Annotated in this window: 21 protein-coding genes; 5 read left to right on the top strand and 16 right to left on the bottom strand. The window is 40.8% G+C overall.

All coding sequences use genetic code 11. From position 1 onward, the window contains the following. Window positions 1–8: 8 nt before the first annotated feature. The 3 genes from QUE03_RS11335 to QUE03_RS11345 all read right to left on the bottom strand — a co-directional run bounded on the left by QUE03_RS11335 (window position 9) and on the right by QUE03_RS11345 (window position 5,275). The gene (locus QUE03_RS11335) at window positions 9–896 is read right to left on the bottom strand and encodes a DMT family transporter (RefSeq protein ID WP_286261496.1); all 888 of its coding nucleotides are present in this window, start codon (window positions 894–896) and stop codon (window positions 9–11) included. Window positions 897–1,025: 129 nt separating this feature from the next. Beyond that, the gene (locus tag QUE03_RS11340) at window positions 1,026–4,097 is read right to left on the bottom strand and encodes an AAA family ATPase (protein WP_286261498.1); all 3,072 of its coding nucleotides are present in this window, start codon (window positions 4,095–4,097) and stop codon (window positions 1,026–1,028) included. An 8-nt stretch (window positions 4,098–4,105) separates the two neighbouring features. After that, on the bottom strand, window positions 4,106–5,275 hold the full coding sequence (locus QUE03_RS11345) for an exonuclease SbcCD subunit D (RefSeq protein ID WP_286261500.1): 1,170 nt from the start codon (window positions 5,273–5,275) through the stop codon (window positions 4,106–4,108). A 149-nt stretch (window positions 5,276–5,424) separates the two neighbouring features. Between QUE03_RS11345 and QUE03_RS11350 the strand changes: the two genes are divergently transcribed. Then, entirely contained in the window at window positions 5,425–5,799 is a 375-nt protein-coding gene (locus QUE03_RS11350; protein ID WP_286261501.1) for a VOC family protein, read from the top strand. Window positions 5,800–5,818: 19 nt separating this feature from the next. Next, complete coding sequence (locus tag QUE03_RS11355) at window positions 5,819–6,034, top strand: hypothetical protein (RefSeq protein ID WP_286261504.1); 216 nt, start codon at window positions 5,819–5,821, stop codon at window positions 6,032–6,034. Window positions 6,035–6,070: 36 nt separating this feature from the next. Here the strand turns inward: QUE03_RS11355 and QUE03_RS11360 are convergent, their stop codons facing one another. Continuing rightward, entirely contained in the window at window positions 6,071–7,378 is a 1,308-nt protein-coding gene (locus QUE03_RS11360; protein WP_286261506.1) for a BamA/TamA family outer membrane protein, read from the bottom strand. 299 nt (window positions 7,379–7,677) lie between these two features. Here QUE03_RS11360 and QUE03_RS11365 point away from each other — a divergent pair, with 299 nt between their 5' ends. After that, window positions 7,678–8,070 (top strand): DUF1761 domain-containing protein, encoded by a 393-nt coding sequence (locus QUE03_RS11365; protein ID WP_286261508.1) that lies wholly within the window; start codon window positions 7,678–7,680, stop codon window positions 8,068–8,070. 109 nt (window positions 8,071–8,179) lie between these two features. Here QUE03_RS11365 and QUE03_RS11370 read toward each other — a convergent pair whose 3' ends face one another. Continuing rightward, complete coding sequence (locus tag QUE03_RS11370) at window positions 8,180–8,473, bottom strand: YciI family protein (RefSeq protein WP_286261510.1); 294 nt, start codon at window positions 8,471–8,473, stop codon at window positions 8,180–8,182. A 184-nt stretch (window positions 8,474–8,657) separates the two neighbouring features. On the opposite strand from QUE03_RS11370, the gene QUE03_RS11375 reads away from it, so the two are divergent. Next, window positions 8,658–9,113, top strand: a complete 456-nt coding sequence (locus QUE03_RS11375) for a methylglyoxal synthase (RefSeq protein WP_286261514.1) — start codon at window positions 8,658–8,660, stop codon at window positions 9,111–9,113. Window positions 9,114–9,364: 251 nt separating this feature from the next. Here the strand turns inward: QUE03_RS11375 and QUE03_RS11380 are convergent, their stop codons facing one another. Next, window positions 9,365–10,129: a LytR/AlgR family response regulator transcription factor gene (locus tag QUE03_RS11380; RefSeq protein WP_286261516.1), complete on the bottom strand. Its 765-nt coding sequence runs from the start codon at window positions 10,127–10,129 to the stop codon at window positions 9,365–9,367. Further along, the gene (locus QUE03_RS11385) at window positions 10,122–11,138 is read right to left on the bottom strand and encodes a sensor histidine kinase (protein WP_286261518.1); all 1,017 of its coding nucleotides are present in this window, start codon (window positions 11,136–11,138) and stop codon (window positions 10,122–10,124) included. The genes QUE03_RS11380 and QUE03_RS11385 overlap by 8 nt, the downstream gene beginning before the upstream one ends. A gap of 393 nt (window positions 11,139–11,531) precedes the next feature. On the opposite strand from QUE03_RS11385, the gene QUE03_RS11390 reads away from it, so the two are divergent. Then, window positions 11,532–14,504, top strand: a complete 2,973-nt coding sequence (locus QUE03_RS11390) for a TonB-dependent receptor domain-containing protein (RefSeq protein ID WP_286261520.1) — start codon at window positions 11,532–11,534, stop codon at window positions 14,502–14,504. A gap of 108 nt (window positions 14,505–14,612) precedes the next feature. Here QUE03_RS11390 and QUE03_RS11395 read toward each other — a convergent pair whose 3' ends face one another. From QUE03_RS11395 to QUE03_RS11435, 9 genes are all read right to left on the bottom strand, one after another. Next, the gene (locus QUE03_RS11395) at window positions 14,613–15,092 is read right to left on the bottom strand and encodes an outer membrane lipoprotein (protein WP_286261522.1); all 480 of its coding nucleotides are present in this window, start codon (window positions 15,090–15,092) and stop codon (window positions 14,613–14,615) included. 36 nt (window positions 15,093–15,128) lie between these two features. Then, the gene (lpoB, locus tag QUE03_RS11400) at window positions 15,129–15,734 is read right to left on the bottom strand and encodes a penicillin-binding protein activator LpoB (protein ID WP_286261524.1); all 606 of its coding nucleotides are present in this window, start codon (window positions 15,732–15,734) and stop codon (window positions 15,129–15,131) included. A 3-nt stretch (window positions 15,735–15,737) separates the two neighbouring features. Further along, window positions 15,738–16,190: a YcfL family putative periplasmic lipoprotein gene (locus tag QUE03_RS11405; RefSeq protein WP_286261526.1), complete on the bottom strand. Its 453-nt coding sequence runs from the start codon at window positions 16,188–16,190 to the stop codon at window positions 15,738–15,740. A gap of 46 nt (window positions 16,191–16,236) precedes the next feature. Continuing rightward, window positions 16,237–17,592 carry a COG3014 family protein gene (locus QUE03_RS11410; protein ID WP_286261528.1) on the bottom strand — a complete coding sequence of 452 codons (1,356 nt, stop codon included), beginning with the start codon at window positions 17,590–17,592 and terminating at the stop codon, window positions 16,237–16,239. A gap of 523 nt (window positions 17,593–18,115) precedes the next feature. Further along, on the bottom strand, window positions 18,116–18,652 hold the full coding sequence (locus tag QUE03_RS11415) for a response regulator transcription factor (protein WP_286261530.1): 537 nt from the start codon (window positions 18,650–18,652) through the stop codon (window positions 18,116–18,118). Between the two features lie 40 nt (window positions 18,653–18,692). Beyond that, window positions 18,693–19,880 carry an ATP-binding protein gene (locus QUE03_RS11420; protein ID WP_286261532.1) on the bottom strand — a complete coding sequence of 396 codons (1,188 nt, stop codon included), beginning with the start codon at window positions 19,878–19,880 and terminating at the stop codon, window positions 18,693–18,695. 116 nt (window positions 19,881–19,996) lie between these two features. Continuing rightward, window positions 19,997–20,344, bottom strand: coding sequence for a rhodanese-like domain-containing protein (locus tag QUE03_RS11425; protein WP_286261534.1), 348 nt, complete (start codon window positions 20,342–20,344; stop codon window positions 19,997–19,999). Window positions 20,345–20,380: 36 nt separating this feature from the next. After that, the gene (locus tag QUE03_RS11430) at window positions 20,381–20,569 is read right to left on the bottom strand and encodes a YgaP family membrane protein (protein WP_286261535.1); all 189 of its coding nucleotides are present in this window, start codon (window positions 20,567–20,569) and stop codon (window positions 20,381–20,383) included. A 23-nt stretch (window positions 20,570–20,592) separates the two neighbouring features. Next, window positions 20,593–21,954, bottom strand: coding sequence for a hypothetical protein (locus QUE03_RS11435; protein WP_286261537.1), 1,362 nt, complete (start codon window positions 21,952–21,954; stop codon window positions 20,593–20,595). Between the last annotated feature and the right edge of the window lie 9 nt (window positions 21,955–21,963).

Consider the following 21,963-nt stretch of genomic DNA (forward strand, 5'->3'; position numbering starts at 1 on the left):
AACTTAAATTATGCCCACAACAACAAGACCAGCACACTGACAATAATTAGTAACATGCCGATATACTCTGCCATCGTTATTTTTTCTTTAAAAAGTCGATAAGTCAGCAGCAAAGTGATAAAAATTTCAATCTGGCCTAAAGCTTTAACATAAGCGGCTGTTTGAAAACTTGCTGCCGTGAACCAACCAATAGATCCTAAAACGCTGGTTATGCCAACAAACAAGCTCAGTCGCCAATGACGCACCATCGCCAAGATTTGGCTGCTATCAGTCATCACTAAATAAGCCAATGCCATGATTGCTTGAGCGGTTATTAGAAACACTAAGGTTACCGCCGCGCTGATCATTAAATCAGTTTGTAAGACGAGACTAGATTCCCTTATTAGTAGTGTCGTGATCGCCAGCCCTAAACCTGAAGCTAAGCCAAAACCTGCGCCAGGGTTGTTAAAGATGTCTTGCCAGCTAAATTTTACTTTCGACAGTAGTAACACACCAACTACGCCGATGATCACAGACAACCACCCCATCTGACTTAGCGGCGCAGAAAAGAAAAACGCGCCAATGATAGCGACTTGAATCGCTTCCGTTTTTGCCAAACTGGTGGCTACTGCAAAATTTCGATAGCTAAAGGCCGCGACCAAACAAGCAGTACCGATCAGCTGCATGACACTGGCTGTCAGTGCATATTGAACAAATTGACTGTTGAGCTCAGGCATTTCTTGGTCTTTAAGGTGTAGCATCCAAAGCAAATAGCCCCAAGCGAACGGTAATGCGTAGATATAACGCACACCGGTATTGGCTATGCGAGATAATTTATCCGTTAGTTGCTTTTGTCCCGCTGTACGTATCGCTTGCATAGTTGCGGCAAGTAACGTGAAGTAAATCCAAATGTCCATGTGAATTTAATTATGTCCTAGGTTAAGCGTTAATTTTACTTACATGAATTACGTGAAACCAATGATAAAAGGTTATTGCCACTATTACATGAACGAATAACCTTGTTGTTCTGTGTTAATAACCTTTAATTAAGCATCATAAATTAAGGACGATTTAACTGAAATTGTCGAGCCTAACCGTGACGCACAAACATCAATTCGTTGCGTCATTTGCTCTTTTAGTTCAGAAACATGAGAAATCACGCCAATCATTCGTCCGGTTTGCTGTAAATCAATCAAGGTTTGAATAGCCAAATCAAGTGATTCTGGATCTAAACTGCCAAAGCCCTCATCAATAAACAGAGTATCTAACCGGATACCACCACTGTATGACTGCACTACATCTGATAAACCAAGTGCGAGGGCAAGTGCCGCCATAAACGACTCACCACCGGAGAGTGTGGCTACATCACGAGTTTTGCCGGTATAGCTGTCTTCAACTACTAAGTCTAATCCCCTACCCGCTGCTCCCTTAAAACCTTCCGTTTTGCGAGCTAGCATGTAGCGACCTTTACTCATCACACTTAAACGCTGTGACGATTGAATAAGGACATCATCAAGTAAAACGCCAAGTACGAAGCGGTGTAAACTAATACGACTGCCTGTTTTTCCGCTGGCAACATCGTAAAGCGTACCAAACACTTTATACGCTTCTTCTAGCTTAGTGTTTTTCTCGTGAAGACTGGCAATTTCGCTTCGAACATTTTCTAACTGTTCAAACAATGAGCGAGTATTATCTAATATTTTCCTTGCTTCATCATACAACTGCTGCACGTTCATCAATTGCGCATTTAACACTGGAAGCTCTGGTAATTTCTGCCCTTTCAACGCCTGTGTTAGGTCGTTAAACGTTTGCTCAAGCTTAGTGTGAGTTTGTTTAAAGGTATCAATGTCTAATTGCCACGCTTGTGTCTCTTGTTCAGTTACTTTGCTTTGTAGAAAGTCTGTTTCGTCGTTAAAGGAACTTTCTTGTAACGCGCTTTGCCATTCGTTACTTGTTTGCGTGAGCTTTTCATTAGCCTCGTGGGCTAATTGATGATGTGTACTTAATTGACTATCAAGGTTTGATTTAGCCAATATTGCTTGTTGGCACTGCGCTTGAGTGGCTTCTAAACTTTTATTCAACCCCTGAATTTGGCTCTGAATTTGTGTAACGTCTTGTGTTAATATCGCGAGCGAGGTGTACTTTTCATCTATCGATACCGTTAATTTCGCCAATTGCTCTTGGCTAGCTTTAATCGTTGATTCATTGGCCGACATTTGATTGTTCAGCTCATTAATTTTGTTCTCGCCAGCCAGACATCGTTGATTCCATTCATTAACTTTTCGCTCTAATTCAGCGATATTAATACTTTGAATACGTGCGAATTGATCACTAAGTTGCCCGATAGCCGTTTGTTGATCATTAAGTGCTAAAGTGGCGTTACTACCTAGCTCATCAAATAGTTGCTGTACTTGCTGGTGATATTGACCCACCAAGGCATTATGTTGTTCTAATTGATTGCTGTGTTGGTTAAGCGAATTTTGCGCTTCTCGTTCTTGCACACGAGCATGTTGAACATGCTCTTTTTTCACCGCTTCACCAATAAATTGCGCAGGTTGAGGATGCTCATGACTACCACACACTGGACATGCTTCACCCATTTGCAATCGCTGAGCAAGCACCGCAGCTTGGGCAGTATGCCAATTCATTTCTAGCGAATTAGCCGTTTGTTGTAATTGGTGGTAATTATGTTCAGCCTGCTTATAGGTAGTTAGCAAGTTAGGTGTTATTGCCTCTAAGCGTGTTACTTCTTGCTGCAAGCCTTGCAGCTTTTGTAAATCTTGGACCAAACGCTGTTTATGTTTTATTTCGCCCTCAATGTTTGCCAACGTAGCAATATCAATACGTGCTTGTTCTAAATTTTGTTGACCTTGACGTGCTGCTATTGAAAGTTGTTCTTTTTTAGCAACATACTTGACTAACGTTTGTTCAAACTCTTGTTTTTTCGACAATCCTAAGGCAATAACTTTGTTGATTTCTTCACGTTCATTTAACTTACCTTTCATGCCTTCAAGCTTGAATTGTTGTTCGCTTAAAACGGGTATTTGTGCGGCGTTTGTTTTTGCATCATCTAATGCACTATTAGCTTTATTCACCACTATATCAGCTGCTAATTGTGCTTTTGATAACTCAGATATTTTTTGGGTGATCCCACAAACTTGAGCACTCGCTTCTTTAAATGCCATAAATGGCAACGCTAATTTGCTTGCGTTTGTTGCTGCAGCCAATTCTCGCTCGCGCACTTTTATCGCTTCACTGCCCTGTAAATGCCTATTTAGCGCTATTTCTGCTTGTTCACGTTTTTCAAATTCGTTGCTCAGCGCTTCTGATTTTTGAATATCTGTTTTTAACTTATTAAGCTGGACTAGCTGCTCCTGTTCTTTTTTTTGCGCCAGCTCAAACTGTTTTGAAAGCGTTTGACCCTGCTCCACTAATTCTGTCTCAGTCGTTACACCAACTAGATTTAGAGTACCTAGTATCTGCTGATCAAAATCATTCTTTTGTTTGCTAATCGCACTTGCTTTGTTTTTCAGTTCAAATTCAATTTTTTTGTATATCTCTGTTTGAAAGAGCTGGCCGAAAATTTCTTCTCGCTCTTTCGATGTAGCCAAGAGAAGCTCGCGAAACTTTCCTTGCGGCAACACCATCACTTGCCTAAATTGGGTATCATTTAGGCCGATAATATCGGTCACTTCTTTGCTAACCTGCGAGGTTTTACTGGTTATCAAAGACTCTTCACCAGTAGAGTCCACATTGGTAACGTCATATAGCGAAGCGGTGTGTTTGCGTACAGTCGTTCCTTCACCGCGGGCCTTTGGTACGTCTTGCTCTGGTGAACGCTTTACTCGATACATTTTGTCGCGAAGTGAAAACTCTAATGTCACTTCTGTGGCGAGTAAAGGTGAAGCCATATCACACCGCATTTGAATGCCTTGGCGTTCATTGCTGGTTGTTTCACCGTATAGGGCAAACGAGATGGCATCTAAGATAGAGGTTTTACCAGAGCCCGTTGGACCATTAATTAAAAACAGCGGATTACTGCCCAGCTTTTCAAATTCAATAGTTTCGGTTTGAGCAAAGGGACCAAACGCTTGCATCGTTAACTTAATTGGTTTCATGTCTGGCCTTAATTAGCAGCAGAGTGCTTTGGTGTGTTCAGCGATAGCTGTTTGATGATGTCAGCCATTGCCTCATCCTGCGCTTGTGACAGTTCACTACTTTGCGCTTCTACAAAAAAATCACGAAACATGTCCATCTCGCTACGAGCAAGCTTTGCTTTCGCCATTTCTTGTTCGACACCAATCAACATGCCCGGTTTTTCCAGATGCAAAACATTGGGATAAACAGTTCTTAATTTTTCCATTGGATTTAAAATGGCGTGCTTATCCATTAACCGCACTAACAGGTAATCCTCATGCTTAGGGTCAACTTTACCTTGCGTAATCACTTGCTCAATTTCGCCTTCTACAATGCGCATTTCATGAGGGGCACTGAGCTCTATGTGTTCAGCAGAAACAAAACCATTGTTGTCAATATCCACTAGGGTAAAACCCTTTTTCTGGTGTTGTTCACCAAAGCTATACTTCATCAATGAGCCAGAATAGCGAATGTAGTCTTCACCTTTTTTCTGGGGCTGATGCAAATGCCCTAATGCAACGTAGTCAAAATTTAAGAAATGCTCATGACTGACCCGATCGGAGCCGCCAATAGACAGTGGTCGCTCTGATTCAGACTCTATTGCTCCATCAACAAAACAGTGACTAATGAGCACGTTACGTTGCTCTGGGCTAAATTGCTCGGTGATTTTTTCTGCTAGCAATTGATGCGCTTGATCATGTGAAAATATCGACACTTTCGATTCTGCTCCAAAGGCAAGGCGCACCTGCTCAGGGTCGTTATAAGGCATTCCGTAAAAAGCTACGTCTCCTGCCACTTCGCTATTTATCACGACAGGCGTTAACATATCGTCAAAATTACTGATGATATGTAAGCCAGCACCTTTCATTTGTTCTGCGCCAAAACCTAGCCGCTCGGCCCCATCATGATTTCCGGAGATCAAAATCATCGGAATGTTAAGTTCATTACAAATACGCTTAACCACATTATTGAGCAACTCGATAGCGGCTGTTGGCGGTACCGAGCGATCGTAAATATCACCAGCAACAATAACAACATCAACAGGATTTTTTTCAAGATATTGAATGAGTTGCTCAAGTACCGCTTGCTGGTCTTCCAACAAAGAAACGTTGTGAAACTGACGGCCTAAATGCCAATCTGAGGTGTGTAGTATTTTCATCGGTTGGAATGCGTGTCTTATTTTCTCTTTTTATGATTCAATTCTACCTAAGCGAGCCATAATAAACAGCATTATTCATTGTAATAACGAGTAAAACTTTAGTACGGTAATCTCTACCGCATAACTGCCAACATTAGATAGGAGGAGCAATGAAAAATCAAATCGTCTGGGTAGATATCCCTGTTGCCGATTTAAACCGAGCCGTTGAGTTTTATACTAAAGTACTTGATAAAGAAGTCACCACTATGACTGTTGATGATTACACCTTTGCGATATTGCCTCATGATGACACTAACGTCGCCGGTTGTTTAGTGCCTGGCGCGCCAGAGCAGATCTCTACATTGGGGCCTTTAGTGTATTTAAACACTGATGGACGACTAGATGAAGCAGTCAAAATCGCATTAGAAAATGGCGCGAGTATTTTGGAAGATAAATTAGATATGGGGCCACATGGATTGCGTGTTGTCATTAAAGATTGTGAAGGCAACAGGCTTGCACTTCACTCAGAGCAGCCGAAATCATAATGGAAAACAAGGGGCCGTGATGAATTCAACAATCACATCGCTTTATAAGCGTATAGTTAGCCACTTGCTTGGCTTAGTATTTCTTCAACTCACCTTAAGTGGTTGTAGCGGCATGTCGGTGGCAACGAAAAGCGGTAAGGTGATTGTTCAAAAGCCCAAACCGCACTGCGTGATCATTAATGATGTCGAAAAATGTGTTGAAGAGCGCTTAATCCAAGAAGACAAGGCGCTCTAATGCAGAATGTGTAGTGCGATGAAGGCTTAGTCTTAATTAAAAATTATGACCGAAGAACATTTGTACTTCATTTCCTTCTTCAGAAGCTGCGAAGTCAGCCCGGATCACAAGTCCAGCTACAGAAATTCTTACTCCAGCACCCGCTGAAACTACCATCTTTTTGTGCAAATCAGTGACACTCCAGTTACTAGCCACCGAGCCCACTTCAGCAAATGTCACTACTTGCCAATAAGGGATGTGCAACTTGTTCACTAACGGCATGTTAGTAAACGGATTATAATTAGGGGTGTAGCGATATTCTGCAGCATAATTTATCGCCGCACGGTCATGGTAACGGTTGGTGCTATAACCGCGTTGCCTATCTATGCCACCAAGTGTTGAGCCTTCAAACAATGGCGCTCGATGATAAACTTTCTCACCATTTTCTTCATGGTAAGAGTTCCATGTTGGTACATCAGAGGTCCAAAGATTTAGTGCTAACACCCTTTGTCTGGCATTGTCCGTTTCACCTAAAGAAATGTACTTACTGTAGTCGAACTGAATAGCGCTCCATGTTGTCGACTCCTGTTCTTGCCCCCAGTCGCGTGCAAAGGATAATTTTGTTCGGCTACCTTGAGTTGGATTTTTATACCAATCTGAATTGTCATATTCGAGTGAGAATTTCACTCCAGACGTGACATTTTCATATCGATTATCAAAATCATCGCTAAAATCTTGCTGACGATAAAAAGGCTCTACTGAAAAAAAAGTACGTCCAGAAGCCAGTGGATTCCATTCGCCACCTCCCGCTTCATAGCCTTTTACTAATAAGCCATTTTGGGTTTTGAATTCATGAACAACCGATTGTTCACCATCACCTATGGCAAACAAGTAATTAAACTTCATCCTCAAGTAATTATCTCTACCGTTGGCAACAACGTAGTTATCTTCATCAGAGTCGATGTTACCTGCACGATCATTGATAAAATTACTATTGCCGTCTTGGTAACTGTTAATCTCCCCCCAATCAGACACCATCAAACTGGTATCAACAAACAAGCGCTCTAGCACGGGCACTTGCCAATCTTTAAACGCAGCAAACATTGAATAAGTCGAATTACTGCCAGCAAATATATTAACAAGACTGCTTGCTTGCGGCTGGATGTAGCCGGTATTAGCGAAGACTGCTGCCGCTGCAGTACCGGTGTTTTCATTGTAAAAACCATAGGGGATGAAAAGTGATTGCCCTTGCACTTCTCCCACTGCTTTAATGTCTCTTTCAAGATTATGTCCGTAAGATGATAGCGGCAACGTAGATAAACAGAGCAGCGTCGTAAAAACATGTCGGCGATAATGTTTTGCCATGGGTATTCCATTCAAAGTTTGTGAATAAAGGATGAAAGCACCAACACCATAATTTTCTTAAATTTTTAAGAAAATGTAGGCAATAGTGTTAAGTAAAAGTCTAACGTGATACTAGACATTGAAATAGCAAGGTGGTGTGAGAAATTGTCAATAGATGTAATTTGTGGCAACGAATAATTCCAATGCATTTGTGCTAGAATTAAGATTAACTACAAATAAACAACCACTTAACATGTGTTTAATGCAATGCCTGCAAAAAACATCATTAACCTACGTAACATAAAAATAAAGGGAACTTCATGTTAGATATAAATATTGGGGCGGCCATCCTCGCAGCAGTATCCAGCTTTATGCTTGGAGGATTGTGGTATTCGCCAGTTCTGTTTGGTAAGAAGTGGATCAAGGAAACTGAGTTTGATGAAGCCAATGCTGGCCATCCTGCTAAGGTATTTGGCTTGTCATTTATCTTTGCATTAATGGCTGCCTTTGGTTTCGCTATCGTTATTGGCCCACAACCAGATATGATGACAGCAATCTATCATGCGATATTGATTGGCATCATGTTTGTAGCGACCAGTTTCGGTATCAATTACCAGTTTTCGAATAAGAGTTTTAGCTTGTTTTTTATAGATGCTGGTTACCATGTTTGCCAATTTATTACCTATGCAGTCATCTTGGGTGCATGGCACTAATTGAATGAATCACTCAGTTAATAAATGAATACGGGTAGAAAGTAAAAAATACCAAATTGTCTTGCTTTTTTACTCTGCTCACTTGTTTTCTGATGATTAAACGTCAAAATTATTCCAATGCTTTAAACGCTGAAAAATTTTTAGCTGCCTTGGTTGGCATAAATTCAACAATGTCATATTCGGCAATATCGTGCAGGGCAAATGGATCTTCTTTCAAGATAGTATCCAGCTCTGCTCGACTAGCAGCATTAGCCATAATAACGCCCCCTGTTCTCGGCTCTTTTCGTCCTGAAACAACAAATTTACCTAATGCATAATGTTTATCTAAAAATGCGTTATGTTCCGTTAGGTGTTGCTCAACTTCCTGTAAACTTTTTTTATAGGTTAAAATTACAATAAACACTCATGAGTTCCTTTTAAGTTTACCTTAGCACTTATGTTACTACGCTTGATTTAGATAATCAGTTAGTAACTGTGTTCGGTATGTTTTATCAACACTTTCAGATAGTTTTAACAGCAAAGTTCATATATAAACTTTATATAGGCTTTAGTTACATCACAAAATATTTTCGACGTTAAGGGGCAATATGCAATATAAAATAATCTCGTCACCAGCAAAAAAAGCGATTGCCTTGGTGGCACACGACAACATGAAAGCCAACCTCATTGCATGGTGTCAGCAGTATAAAACACAGCTTCAACAACACGTACTCTATGCAACAGGCACAACTGGCAGCTTGATTGCAAAAAAAACCTCGCTATCGCTAAGAACGTTAATAAGCGGCCCTTTAGGAGGAGATCAGCAAATAGGGGCATTAATTACCGAACAAAAAATAGATATGCTGATTTTTTTCTGGGATCCGCTCGAGGCACAACCTCACGACCCTGATGTTAAAGCACTATTACGACTAGCTGCCGTTTGGAATATACCGGTTGCATGTAATCAAGCAAGTGCTGATTTACTGATTAACTCTTCGATATTTAATCAAAGTTATCAACGTTCAATTCCTGATTACGCTAACTATATTGCCGAAAGAACGTGAATTCTTGCCATTGATCACATTAACAATTCATTTGGTCACATTACTATTTCAGAATTTTGAGACCGTGCAATACTGAAAGTGTCAAAAAGCTCTTCGATTCTAAATACTCTCTGGATCAAGGTAATTTGACGTGAGGCATGTAGTGTTGTGAACTGATCTGTCAATCAAACACAACAGACTTTTCGAGGGAGTGACTTTCACTCCCTTTTCTTTTGCCTGCTTAATAAGCTAAATACTGATCCGCAGCGTAACTAATCATCACCAATTAACTCTTCAAGCTTTGCTTTGTTGCGTCGTGATAACGTTAATTTTTCGCCCGATTTTAAGATGACACAATAATCACCATTTTCATTGGGCCTAAGCTCACTGACACTGTTGCGACGAACAATGGTTGAACGATGGATACGTACAAACAAATGCGGGTCGAGCTGCTTTTCAAGCGAGGTCAATGTTTCTCTATGCAGCAGCATTTTATCGTCTAACAGATGAATTTCAGCATAATTGCCAGCGCCGCTGATAAAGTTGATATCTTCAGTTTCAATTAACCGAATTCTGCCAGGATCTTTAACCACTAAGCGGGTTTTATATTGTCGGTCTTGTTCTTCCGCAATTTCATGAATCAACTGATTTATCTTTTGATAATTAGGACCCGTCTTTCGCTCTGCTATTTGTTTTTTCGCCCTGTTAAACGCGGTATAAAACCTTTCATCATCAAACGGTTTTAATAAATAACCAATGGCATTTAGCTCAAATGCCGTTATTGCATGTTGATCATAGGCAGTCGCAAATATAATCGCTGTTGTATCAGGGAGTTTGCTAGCAACTTCTAACCCTGTCATTCCAGGCATTTGAATATCCAAAAAAACAATGTCAGGTTTGTGTTTTTCAAACACTTCTATAGCTTGACTACCATCAGACGCTTCAAATACGTCATTTATGATATCTTGATCTTTCAACAGCAATTTAATGGTTTGTCTAGCTAAGGGTTCGTCATCGGCAATCAATACATCAAGCATCTACCCCTCCTATGGGTAATCTAAGATAAGTTTCAAAATAACCATTTTCAATAGGCGTTAGTGTCAGAGCAAACGTATCTCCGTACAGTTTTTCTAGGCGTGAACGGCAATTACTTAACCCTAAACCAAACCCCTTATGTTCATCTTTTTCGGGTATTTTATTGATCAATTTTATCTCCAAATACAAAGGAGATTTTTCAATAGTTAATCTTAACTCGTTCTGATCACTTTCTAATTGGCTACCATGTTGAATGGCATTTTCCACTAAAGGTTGCAATAACATACAGGGTATATCAATGCCTAAGCAGGAAGGTTCAACATCAACAGCGATTAGGATCTTGTCTTCAAAACGAATTTTTTGAATCGACAAATAGCTTTGAATAAACTCTATTTCATGCTCTAGCGGAATAAATTGATTCTTTTGATTTTCCAGCACCGTACGCAACATTAAACTCAGCTCAGTCAGCGCAGTGATCGCTTTTGACTTTTGCTCTAACCTAATAAGGCTAGCAATAGTGTTTAAGGTGTTAAACAAAAAATGGGGGTTTAACTGTGACTTTAATGAGTGCAGCTCAACCTGAACCAGTTGCTTACTCAACGCTTCATTTTCTCTTTTTTGCTGAGCCAAGCGCTGATAGTAAGAATAAGAGTAGCCCGAGCAAAAAACAGCCAAATACACCAAGAAGTCCATATGAATTGGGCTTAACAATAATCGGTCGACAGACGACTTAATCGCGGCCATGGTGATCGTTCCATCTCGGTACAAACCCACTTCTAAAATGGTCAATAACCAATAGAGGCTCATTATGGTCAACATAATACCAAACGATTTTAACGCAAAGCTTAGCAAATGCCGTTGATCAAAATTCACTACTTGTGTGGTTGCAATAATTAACGGCGCTACAATTGCCCAATTGCCCCACCATGGCAGATATTCCATCCACACGGAAAGCCATTCAACTGGACGTTCAAAGTGCAAACTTACGCGATAACTGTTACTTGCAGCCACCGTATTTAGCATTAGCCAGAAAAATAAATTAGCAACCCAAAATGAAACTGGCGGCAAATGTTTGAGTAAAGGTTTTACCATACAAAAATAGGTAGAAATTCATGAGTACTTAATAAAGTCATTATGACGGTGCAACGAACCAAATTGCAACCTGCATCTGATTGTAACAAATAAGAAATTACTTATTTTCACGTTTTAATTGTTACTACCTTATATCGACAACAATTTTAGAAAATATATCCCACCTTTAGTCACATTGTTCTGTCATTTCATCCCTAGCTTACCGCCACAAGCATAATCATGGGTGTTACCCCGAGACGTTCCAGTTAGTTTTATCAAAGCAATCATTGGAATTGCGTTTATATAACGATTAAAAATATCAGGGAGTAAATCATGTTTACTAATTCAAAGCTTGCTAGGTCTGTACGACTAGCTCTACTCTGTGGTGCTACTTCATCTGCATTTGTTGTCTCTACACAAACTTTTGCACAAGAAAGCCAACCCGCCGCCGAGCAAGAAATTGAAAGAATATCTGTAACCGGTAGTCGCATTAGACGCCCAGGTGCCGTCTCTGCTAGCCCAATTATGTCAGTAGGGGCTGAAGCAATCGAAATGCTACAAACCCCGCAAATTGAAGAAGTCCTTCGAAACCTACCCGCGACAATCCCAGGAGATGGAGCAAGTGTAAACAATGGTACTGCTGGTGCAGCCACCGTGAACTTACGTGCGCTAGGTACGCAGCGCACATTAGTGTTAATGAATGGTCGTCGTATGATTCCATTTAACTTTAACGGTATTGTTGATACGGCTTCTGTTCCTGTGTCATTAATTGAAAGTGTTGACGTGGTTACGGGTGGTGCATCGGCTGTTTATGGTTCAGACGCGATTGCTGGTGCAGTTAACTTTGTGATGAAAAACAACTTTGAAGGTGTTGAACTAAGCGTCAACCATTCAGAAACAGAAGAAGGTGACGGTGATACAGACAACATTGCGCTAACCTTAGGCTCTTCATTAGATGAAGGCCGCGGTAACGTAGCACTCGCCATGAACTGGACAGACCGTAAACCTGTAATGTTAGGCGATCGTCCGCTAGGTGTGCTAGGTATTGCGACAGCATCCGGTGGTGGTTATGAAGAGTATCTAAATGGCCAGGGCCCAGTTCCCCCACACGACAATTGTGGTGGCCCCGATGTGACAACGTTTGAAAGTGGCGGCGGTTCAACCACTTCGATGCCAACACGTTTTGCTATAGTTGGCGCAGGGGTTTCAGGTCAATTTAGAGAAGACAGAACAATTGGTGATGATTGTAGTCGCTTTAACTTTAACCCGTATAACTTCTATCAAACCCCTCAAGAAAGGTACGGTGCAACAGCAATTGCCCATTATGATATTTTAGAAAATCACACGGTTTACACCACTGCGACATTTAACAACACGCAAGTTAAGCAACAAATTGCTCCATCAGGTACTTTTGGTTCAACCTTTATGCTGCCTTTGGCTAACCCGTTTATTGGTGACCAAGCGTTAGGTTGGATCCTCGATAATGCCAACCAAGCGCGCACAGATGGCCTACTTAATGGTGGTGTTGAAAACTGGCAAGATATCAATGGTAATGGCATTGTTGATACTGAAGATTATTTGCAAGTACAACTTCGTCGCCGGACACTTGAGTTAGGTCCGCGCTCAACGAACTATGAGTCGGCTTTGTTTCAATTAGTGGCGGGGATAGAAGGTGTTCTATACGAAGATTGGGAATATAATATTTCTTTCCAATACGGTGAATCAAACAGAACAAATATCAGTGCTGGTTACACTAACGTATCAAACATGCAAAAAGCGCTCGATACTGTTGATGGCGTGAACTGTAAAAGTGGTGAAGCAGCCTGTGTTCCAATAGATCTCTTTGGTGGTTTCGGCACAATCACCCCTGAAGCAGCTGCATTTTCATCAGCCACTGCACTTATAAAACAAGAGTACTCTCAAGAAGTATTAACGGCGAGTGTCAATGGCCCGGTAGATTTCATTGAAATCCCATGGGCAGGTGTACCATTGAGCCTTAGTTTGGGTTATGAACACCGTACAGAAGTCGGCGAAACTATCCCGGACGAATGTTTAAAAGAAGCACCAACAAGTTGTTTAGGTGGTGCTGGTGGTAATACATTACCCATTAAAGGTGGTTTTAAAGTATCTGAATTCTTTATTGAAGGTGTATTACCAGTCTTTGATGGTCAGAAAATGGCAGAGTCATTGGATGTAGAATTCGCATTCCGTGCTGCAGATTATGACTCAGTAGGTACCAATGAAACCTGGAAACTCGGTTTTAGCTGGCGCCCTGTAGACAACATTCTAGTTCGTGTGATGCAACAAGAAGCAACACGTGCACCAAACGTCGGTGAAATTGCATCGCCAGCCGTTACAGGCTTGAGTAATGCATTAATCGACCCATGTTCTGTTGCAAACGCAGCAAACATTGATGCAACATTACATGCGCTTTGTGTGTCAACAGGTATGACTGATGCACAGGTGGGTAAAGTTCAAGATGTTATCTCAGGTCAGGTTAACGCTTTCCAAGGTACCAACCCAGATCAGTTACCTGAAGCTGAAGAAGCGGAAACCTTTACTGCTGGTTTTGTTTACACCAATGAAGATCTTTTAGACCTAGAGCTTTCGGTCGATTATTACGACATTGAAGTAGACAACACCATTGGTAACTTCACTGCTCAACAAACCATGGACGCGTGTTATACAGCAGGTATTACTAGCGAGTGTGAGAAAATCCAACGCATTGGTGGCGATTTAACCATTGCTGGTTCAGGCATTGAAACCTACACCACTAACCTCAGCTACCGTCAAGCGGAAGGTGTTGAAGTCGGTGTTCATTTTGGTTTTGGTATAAGCAACTGGGGCGAACTGAAGTTTGATACCAATTTAAACCACTACATGACCAATGAACGTCAATCTTCTACTACACTGCCGATTATTGACTGTTTAGGTAAGTACGGTAACAACTGTTCACCTACACCTGAGACCACATGGAATCAGCGCGTGACATGGCACCTTGATGACTTCACTATGTCATTATTATGGCGTCATAGCAGCTCAATCGACATGGAAGAAGTACAAGCTGCGGGTTCATTTGAAGCATTCCGCTCAATTGATTCTTACGACTATTTTGACTTGTTCGCGAGCTATAACTTAGGGGAAAACACTAAGTTCACGTTTGGTATAGATAATATTTCAGACGAAGATGCACCAGTTGTTGGTGGCGAAGCCGGCTCAACAGCATTTAACTCAGGTAATACTTTCCCAAGCTCATACAGCCCATTAGGCCGTATATTTAAGGCAGGTGTGAAGTTCACTTTCTAAGTTAGTTAGATTTAACAAGAATTGTTAGAAAAGTGCATGTAAAAAGCGAGGTATAATACCTCGCTTTTTTATTTTTTCCTGTGTGTAGGCGATTTTATCTTTATAGAGCTAGAATTGCCTGTCAATACGCACCGAGCCATTGGCAAGATAAATCATGCGAATATCATCATTGGCCTTAAATGCCATAGCAGGGTCGTAATCTTGAACTACCATAAATTCCTGTCCCGATTCCACTTTGATCATCAATTCAACCAAACGCAATGTTTTCTCTTTGTATTTTGGGTTGTTTCGATGGGCCATAGAGCCACCAATTAAAGCCCCCAATACAGTTGCTACATCTTGTCCGCTGCCGCTACCAAATTGATGGCCAATGACGCCACCTAGCAAAGCACCGCCCAATGATTTCCAACCGTTGTTACGATCTTTAACGAGCTCGGTTTCGGTAATGTTCCGCACCGACATCACTTGTCCGAACAATACTTGTTCAACGGGCACCGCTTTATTACGATCATAACCATCCGCCAATACCGACGCACTAAAAATCAACGACAACGTTGTAACCTTGATAAACAAAAATAAATTTTTCATTTAATCCCCCTTGGCAAATAAAATCTTCTGACTTTATTACCAGCCAACACTCGCTTTTTCACGTGTTTTACGTATTTCAGTTTCGTCAGCCCACTCAACTAGACCGCTGTTTAAATCCATCAAGCGCATGGTGAACTTGTAATACACATCTTTCTTGTCTTTATTTGATTTAACAATGCTAGAAAGGTTTCCGTAAAGCATAAGCTCAGCACCTATGTGCTGACCAAACTGGATCGCTTTTGATGAGTCAACCATACCGCCATCTTGTTGAAATTGAATTTGCTTACGTGCCGCTTCAACACGTGACATATCAACAAACCTAAATTTTCCTGAGCGAAGAACTTTCGTCGAGATTGAATCGGTGATCGACTCCATATCAATATGCTCGCTGGTTTTGTTTTTAATCCGCTCAACAAAAACCACTGGGCGTTTATTTTGCGTTAAAGTGCCAACCACAGGAGACAACATCAATGACTCGGTCATCTCATTAGCCACTCGCTGTAAATCAGTCGAACCAAAGTTAACATCGGTGGTTTCCACTGCTGTTGCGTCACCATAGCTCACCACTTGCTTACTCGAGCAGCCCGACAATACCAGCGCTGAAAAACCAATAGAGGCAGCAATTAAATATTTTTTGTTCATGTGTTATTCCTTTTCAAATTCATAGGCTTTGCTATGTGCTCTACGCACATAGACACTAAAAGTTGTTGCCGTTGCATTAGGCGCGACAGCACGTAGTTTTTTGATTTGACCACCGTGCAGGGATAATGGTGTCCAAGGTGTCTTGTTAGGTTCGACGACAAAACCTTGTTCATCAAACCAAGTAAATTGATATTGCAATTTTTGCGTTTTACTCGCGCCGCTGACTAGCTCAACATTCACTTGTGTTACGCCATTAATCAGGCGAGATTGCACTTGGGCGATTGATAACAGATCAGCCATTTTTGGGTTATCTGTTTTCAAGTAACGAGAAAATTCATTAGTATTATGTATTGCAGAAGTACCAATACCTGACGTCACAGGAGAACGGCTACTACAGCCTGCCACGAATATAATCACCATGAGTAAGTACCATGATTGACTGAACGTATTTTTCATTTTAACTCCTCAGCAATATCCAAATTAAACATGTGCCGTCATTAGATTATAAATTAACGACATGATGTTGACTGTATTGACCCAATCGACTGATCATGACAAAAGTCGTTCTTCCAGCGGTAATGTCGACAGGTATTTCGTTGAGCCCTTCCACAGCATTAATATTGACTCTATGTTGGCCTTCGACCAAATCAATTTTTAACAACTGTACGTCGCTAGGTAGCGTCAACCAGCTGCGTGTATCAGCGCGCTCTGATGCCATGTTATAAAGCCCCGCTAGAATATTACCGACATCTCCACCTTCTTTACTCAGTTTATGTCTTACTTGCTCTTTTGCTGCCAGCCTGAGTACTTGTCTGGCAATCATGGTTGGCATCTGCTCGGTCAGCTGTTTAGCGACCAAGGCTTGTAACTGCACAATTTGCTCTGATGCCAATACATCGTCATTCACTTTGAGTACTAATGGCTTTGCTGGCGTTACGGTTGGCTGATAACTTGGCAGAGCTAAATTAAAGGTTCTAAAATCATTGTGCCGCGTAAATATAGGTAAGTTGACCCCTTTTTCTATTCGCGCATCGATAAGATCTTGCTCATAAATAATAACTAGCTGCCCACTATTTTTGAGCGTTGTAGTTTGGTAATCACCAAATCGACGTTCAAGTACTTCAATGTCATCAACCATTCCCAATTGATGTGCAAGTCGTAACACGTCTTGCTGCAAATAGTGATTGTCCGGAAAAATTTCTAACGCTTTTTTGTAGTCAATGTATGCATCGTTCAATTGACCCGCTGCTTCATATAAAATGCCAGATATATAAAAGGTATAAGCATTTTGAAAACCATTCTTAATATCTCCTACTCGACTATTCAATGATGAGAAGGCGGCATTTGCGTGTTGCCAATCTACACTACCGGTACTACCTAAGGCTTCATTTGCCTCGATAAGTTCATCTTCATTAGCCCTCAATGCTTGCTCTTGAACAAGGTTTGCACGCCTAATTTCTACTAGTGCCCCCTCTAAGTCGTTAAGGTACAAATAATTTAGTGCTTGGTATGAGTGCATCATGCTTTGTTCGTATGCAGGTACCTGATACAAAATAGCATTATCATTACTCAGCAAGGAGCCAAATTTCTCAACACCTGAACTTAATCTAACTTTTGCCCCACTACGTTCTTTCTCAATGGTTTGATATGCCTGTTCGAACCATGCTCTACTTTGTTGGAAATTGCCGGACAAGTACGCTAGGCGGCCTTTTTCGAGTAACGTTAAGACATAGTTGGTATTTCGACTCGATGGCTCACCCAGTTTTTGATTCGCATTGGGGAAATCTCCCATCAAGGTAGCCTGTCGAACTGGCCTCATTTGCTGAGCATATCCTTGAAAGAAATCTTCAATTCTCATGCTTGCACATGCTGTTAATTGGAGACTTACCAAGACTATAACGGCCTTTTTGAACACTTGATTCATTAAATTGACTAAAACCTAGTTGTTAATTACTCGTAAATAGCGTCACTATATACGATGTGACCACTCACCATTAACGCTTTGTTGTAAATAAACGTAATGATTACTCAAAATGCCTGCGAATCCCAGCACCATTGAACAAAAACCACACAGTTCCGTTCGTTTGTATATTTATGTTAAGGCTTTGACCTAAAATCTCAGCAGCTCTTCTTGTTAACTGCGGCAAATTGTCGCACTTTGAAACTTAACCTTTGCTGAATGAAATAATAGGCAGGATAATAAAATCATAAGTTGGTTACACTCATTTGCCAAACCGCTTATAAAATTTGAATGAGTTAATGTTTAATGACCACCATAAAATGTTAATTCACAAATCATGTGCTTTGCCCCGACACTAACCAGACGGGGCTTTTTTTTGCCAAACGAATCATACGCATGCGTTAAGTTTTTTTGAGTGAGTTTAAATTGAATTGGATTGAAAGCTAGGACGTTTTTTAAGTTTACGTTGCAGTGTACGACGATGCATCGACAACTGCCTTGCTGCTGCTGAAACATTACCATCATTAAATTTCAGTACCTGCTGAATATGCTCCCATTCAATTTGCTCTGAAGATAAGGTGGCTTGTTGCTCTTGGACAATAGTTGTCTTGGCACTGCCTGACATTGCACTTATCAATGTTTGTGTGTCTATGGGTTTTGCCAAATAATCGTCAGCACCTAATTTAATCGCCTCAACTGCAGTTGCGATACTCGCATAACCGGTCAATAAAATAATTTTAGCTTTAGGTAAAATATTACGCATAGGCGCAATGATTTTCAGGCCACTATCACCATCAAGGTGCATATCAAGCAAAATAATGTCAGGCAGATATTGGCGACTATGCAGCAATGCGTCACTGCAGTTATCCGTCTGCAGGCACTGATAGCCATGTTTTTTCAAACGACGCCGTAACGAAGCTGAAAATACTGCATCATCTTCAATTATTAACACTTTCATTTTTAGTCATTTATTCTCTGATTGTTATGTGTTTAAACCGCTACTTAACCATGTTTAATGGCAATGTCATTACCACTTGAGCACCGCCATGCTGGTGGTTGGTGAGTTCAAGCTTCCCATCTAATCGCTCTAAACTGGCATTACTCAATAATATAGCCATACCAAAGCCTCTATCACTTGGCTGTGGTACGCTGCCTAGTTGAGCAAATTGCTCCGTTTTGAAGCCATTACCAAAATCTCGAATGACCAACTTCCATTGTTCATTAACCTCGATACTGGCAATGTCTACTTGATTACTTTGCAACGCGTTTGAAGCAACAACAGCATTATTTATCACATTAACAACCGCAGGAACTAATGAGCCATCAGCAGTAATCTCTCCTTGGTTTACCTGCTCTGAAAAACGAAATTCAACTTGTGGGTAGTTTAGCTGACAATGACGGGTAATTTGTTTGAAGACTTGAGCACATGAATAAGTGACGCGCTTATTCATTTTAATGTCTTCTGACATTTGACGAAAAGCGTGTAATTTATCAGAACATCTTTTAAGTTGCTGCTCAAAGTCTCCTAGTAAACCCCGGTCAATAGCATTATCTTCTTTTATTTCATCAAACATTAATGCTAAAGACGCAATCGGTGTTGCAAGGTCATGGGTTACTTGCGCTGAGGCAACACCAAGCGCAATGATACGCTCTTGCTTGAGCTGCTCTTCACGGTATTTGGCAATGGTTAATTCTCTGCGGTTGATAATATTCGCCATTTGATTTACTACAATGGCAACCACTACTGTAGAAAGTAAGAAGTTCAGCCACATACCAATAAAATGTGCCTCCATATTACCGTGCATCACATGCATCGGCATCAACCAGAGTAGAAAGCTGTATGTCGCTATGGCGCTTATTGCAACAAACATTAATCCGCGAATAGGCAAGGCTACTGCCGCAATGGCAATTGGAATGAGCAATAATGATATAAAGGCATTGGTGGCACCACCGCTAAAATACAATAAACCACCTAAGAATAAGACATCTGCAATCAACTGAGTCACGAGGTGGCTTTTGCGTTCAACATTACCGCGGCGATAGTACACATACCAAAGGGAATTAAATATGAATTCTGCGACGATCACACCAAACATGGCCAATACAGGCAATTCATACTCAAGCACGAAGGTAACAAACAACACCAACGCTGTTTGCATGATGATAGACGCTGAACGCAACGCCATCACTAACTGAATAGAGGTTAACTTTGGAATTCTAAATACATTGTTAATGAGGTAATTCCCTTTTACGTTTCGGCATATCTATTACAAAAACAAACGCTCTGAGTTAAGTTGTGTACTTAGGCAAATGCTTGGCACACATCATCGATGGAGCAGCTAATCACTGTAACATTTTTATAGCCTACACGTGTTAACTGCTCCGCTGAAAAAGTGGCTCGAACGCCGGAGGCACAATGAAGAAATAAAGGCAAATTTTCATCGGGGAAGCGTTGTAGCATTTGTGGTTCCAATATCCCTCGTGGAATATTTATCACGCCTTGCACAGGCTTTTTGTCTACTTCAATCATTTCTCTAACATCTAAAACAAGCCCGTTGACTTCTTTTACTTTTATCGCAGCTTCTTTGGCGGTAATGACGTTAAGTGACACTCTTGCCTCTTTGACTAATTCTGGGATTTTTTTTAGCATTTACTTCGCCTTATTTTAAGTTTAATTTCACGTTAGTTATGGCTTAAAGCCCATTTTTTTAAAAACGATTGCTGCTGGGCAAAATCCAGAGAAAGAATACTGTAGCAAGTTAGCTCCAACAAACACAGTAAACCAAACAAAATTGCCGTGAACATAGTACGTTAGCAGGACTGACAACAACACCATAACACCTGCAAATCTAAAAACTGCGTCATGTAATTTCATAATAACCTCTTCCTATATTAATTTTAATAGTTAAACTTTACTCGTAGCCAATAATTGCTATTTTCTTGATGTTGACCAAAGAAGGTATATTCTTCCTGCCCCCAAAATAAATTTGCACCTAGGCTATAATTCCAATGGTCATTTTGACGATAGCTGAGCATCGGCTTAATATAACCGTCATGATCGCTTGGCGAGTAAAAAACAAACAATGAACTGACAAGCTTTTGATGAATTGCCCTATGTGTCAAACGCGCCGTTAGAATTTGACGATTTTGGTCGATAATTTGCTCAGCAAAGTAAGTACTTTTCTCATAGTTTGCATAATCTTGCATGTGTTCAACGTAGTATTGCACTGCACCCGTAAGGTTTTTAACTAACTCTTGTTCATAACCCACCAGTAGCTTAACCTGATTGTTTGGTATATTGGCCTTGTCTCCATCACTGTCCTCAACACTGTTGTATACAGCGCTTTCAACATTCAATAATCCTTTAGCAATAGGGAGTCTAACGCTTGCGCCATATGAGTTCATTTTAGGGAAAAATGCCTTTCCTTGATGTTCTCCATTGAGATGAATGCCCACAGGATTCGACCAATAGCCTTGATAACCATATACTGTATATTCAATACCCGATTTGGTCGTTGAAATGCGCATAGAAAATTGACTATTGTCCCTACTTTCTACAGGAAAGTGCTCTGGCTCTGTATTTCCGTTAAGCTCGTTAATCGGCGAATAAAAAGAAAAACGCTCACCATTGATATAATTATCTGCGGTAAATTTAGGGGTCAAAGCAATATCTACACTAAAATTATTAATGTAAGCCGTCGCTCTAACACTATCAGCAGGCGCTTTGAGGTATTCATCATCACGGCCGCTGAAAAAGGACTGCCAGTCTTTAGGGAATAAATCATTCAAAAATAGATAGTCACCTGTTCCCCAAGTCATCACTTGCCGGCCGACTTTTAAATCTAACGCTGATAATGGGCTGAAACTGACAAAAAGCTCTCTGGTATGCCAGGCATTATCATTTAAGACATCATCAAAAAGCACATCAGCACTGGCGACTAGTTCGAATTTTTGATGACTATAATTAACATCAATTCTTGCTCTTATTTCTGATAACGATTGCTCAGACTCGACCACATTGTCTTGTGAGAATTGCCCCAATGCACCTTCAACAAAACCGCTGACACGCCAACTTCTTTCTTCCTCATCATCCCAGTTATTGCCCCAATTATCGTCTTCAGTCCCTTCATTAAAACCGGAAGTGAATATTAGCGTTTGGGCTGTACCATTTTCTTGAATGATTTGGTTTTGGGCTTGAACAAATGAAGTTATGCTTCCAATCAACCAAAAACTTATTACCACATACACTTTAATAAACATGAGCTAGCT

Origin of the sequence: Thalassotalea atypica (assembly GCF_030295975.1) — a bacterium.
GTDB lineage: Bacteria > Pseudomonadota > Gammaproteobacteria > Enterobacterales > Alteromonadaceae > Thalassotalea_F > Thalassotalea_F atypica.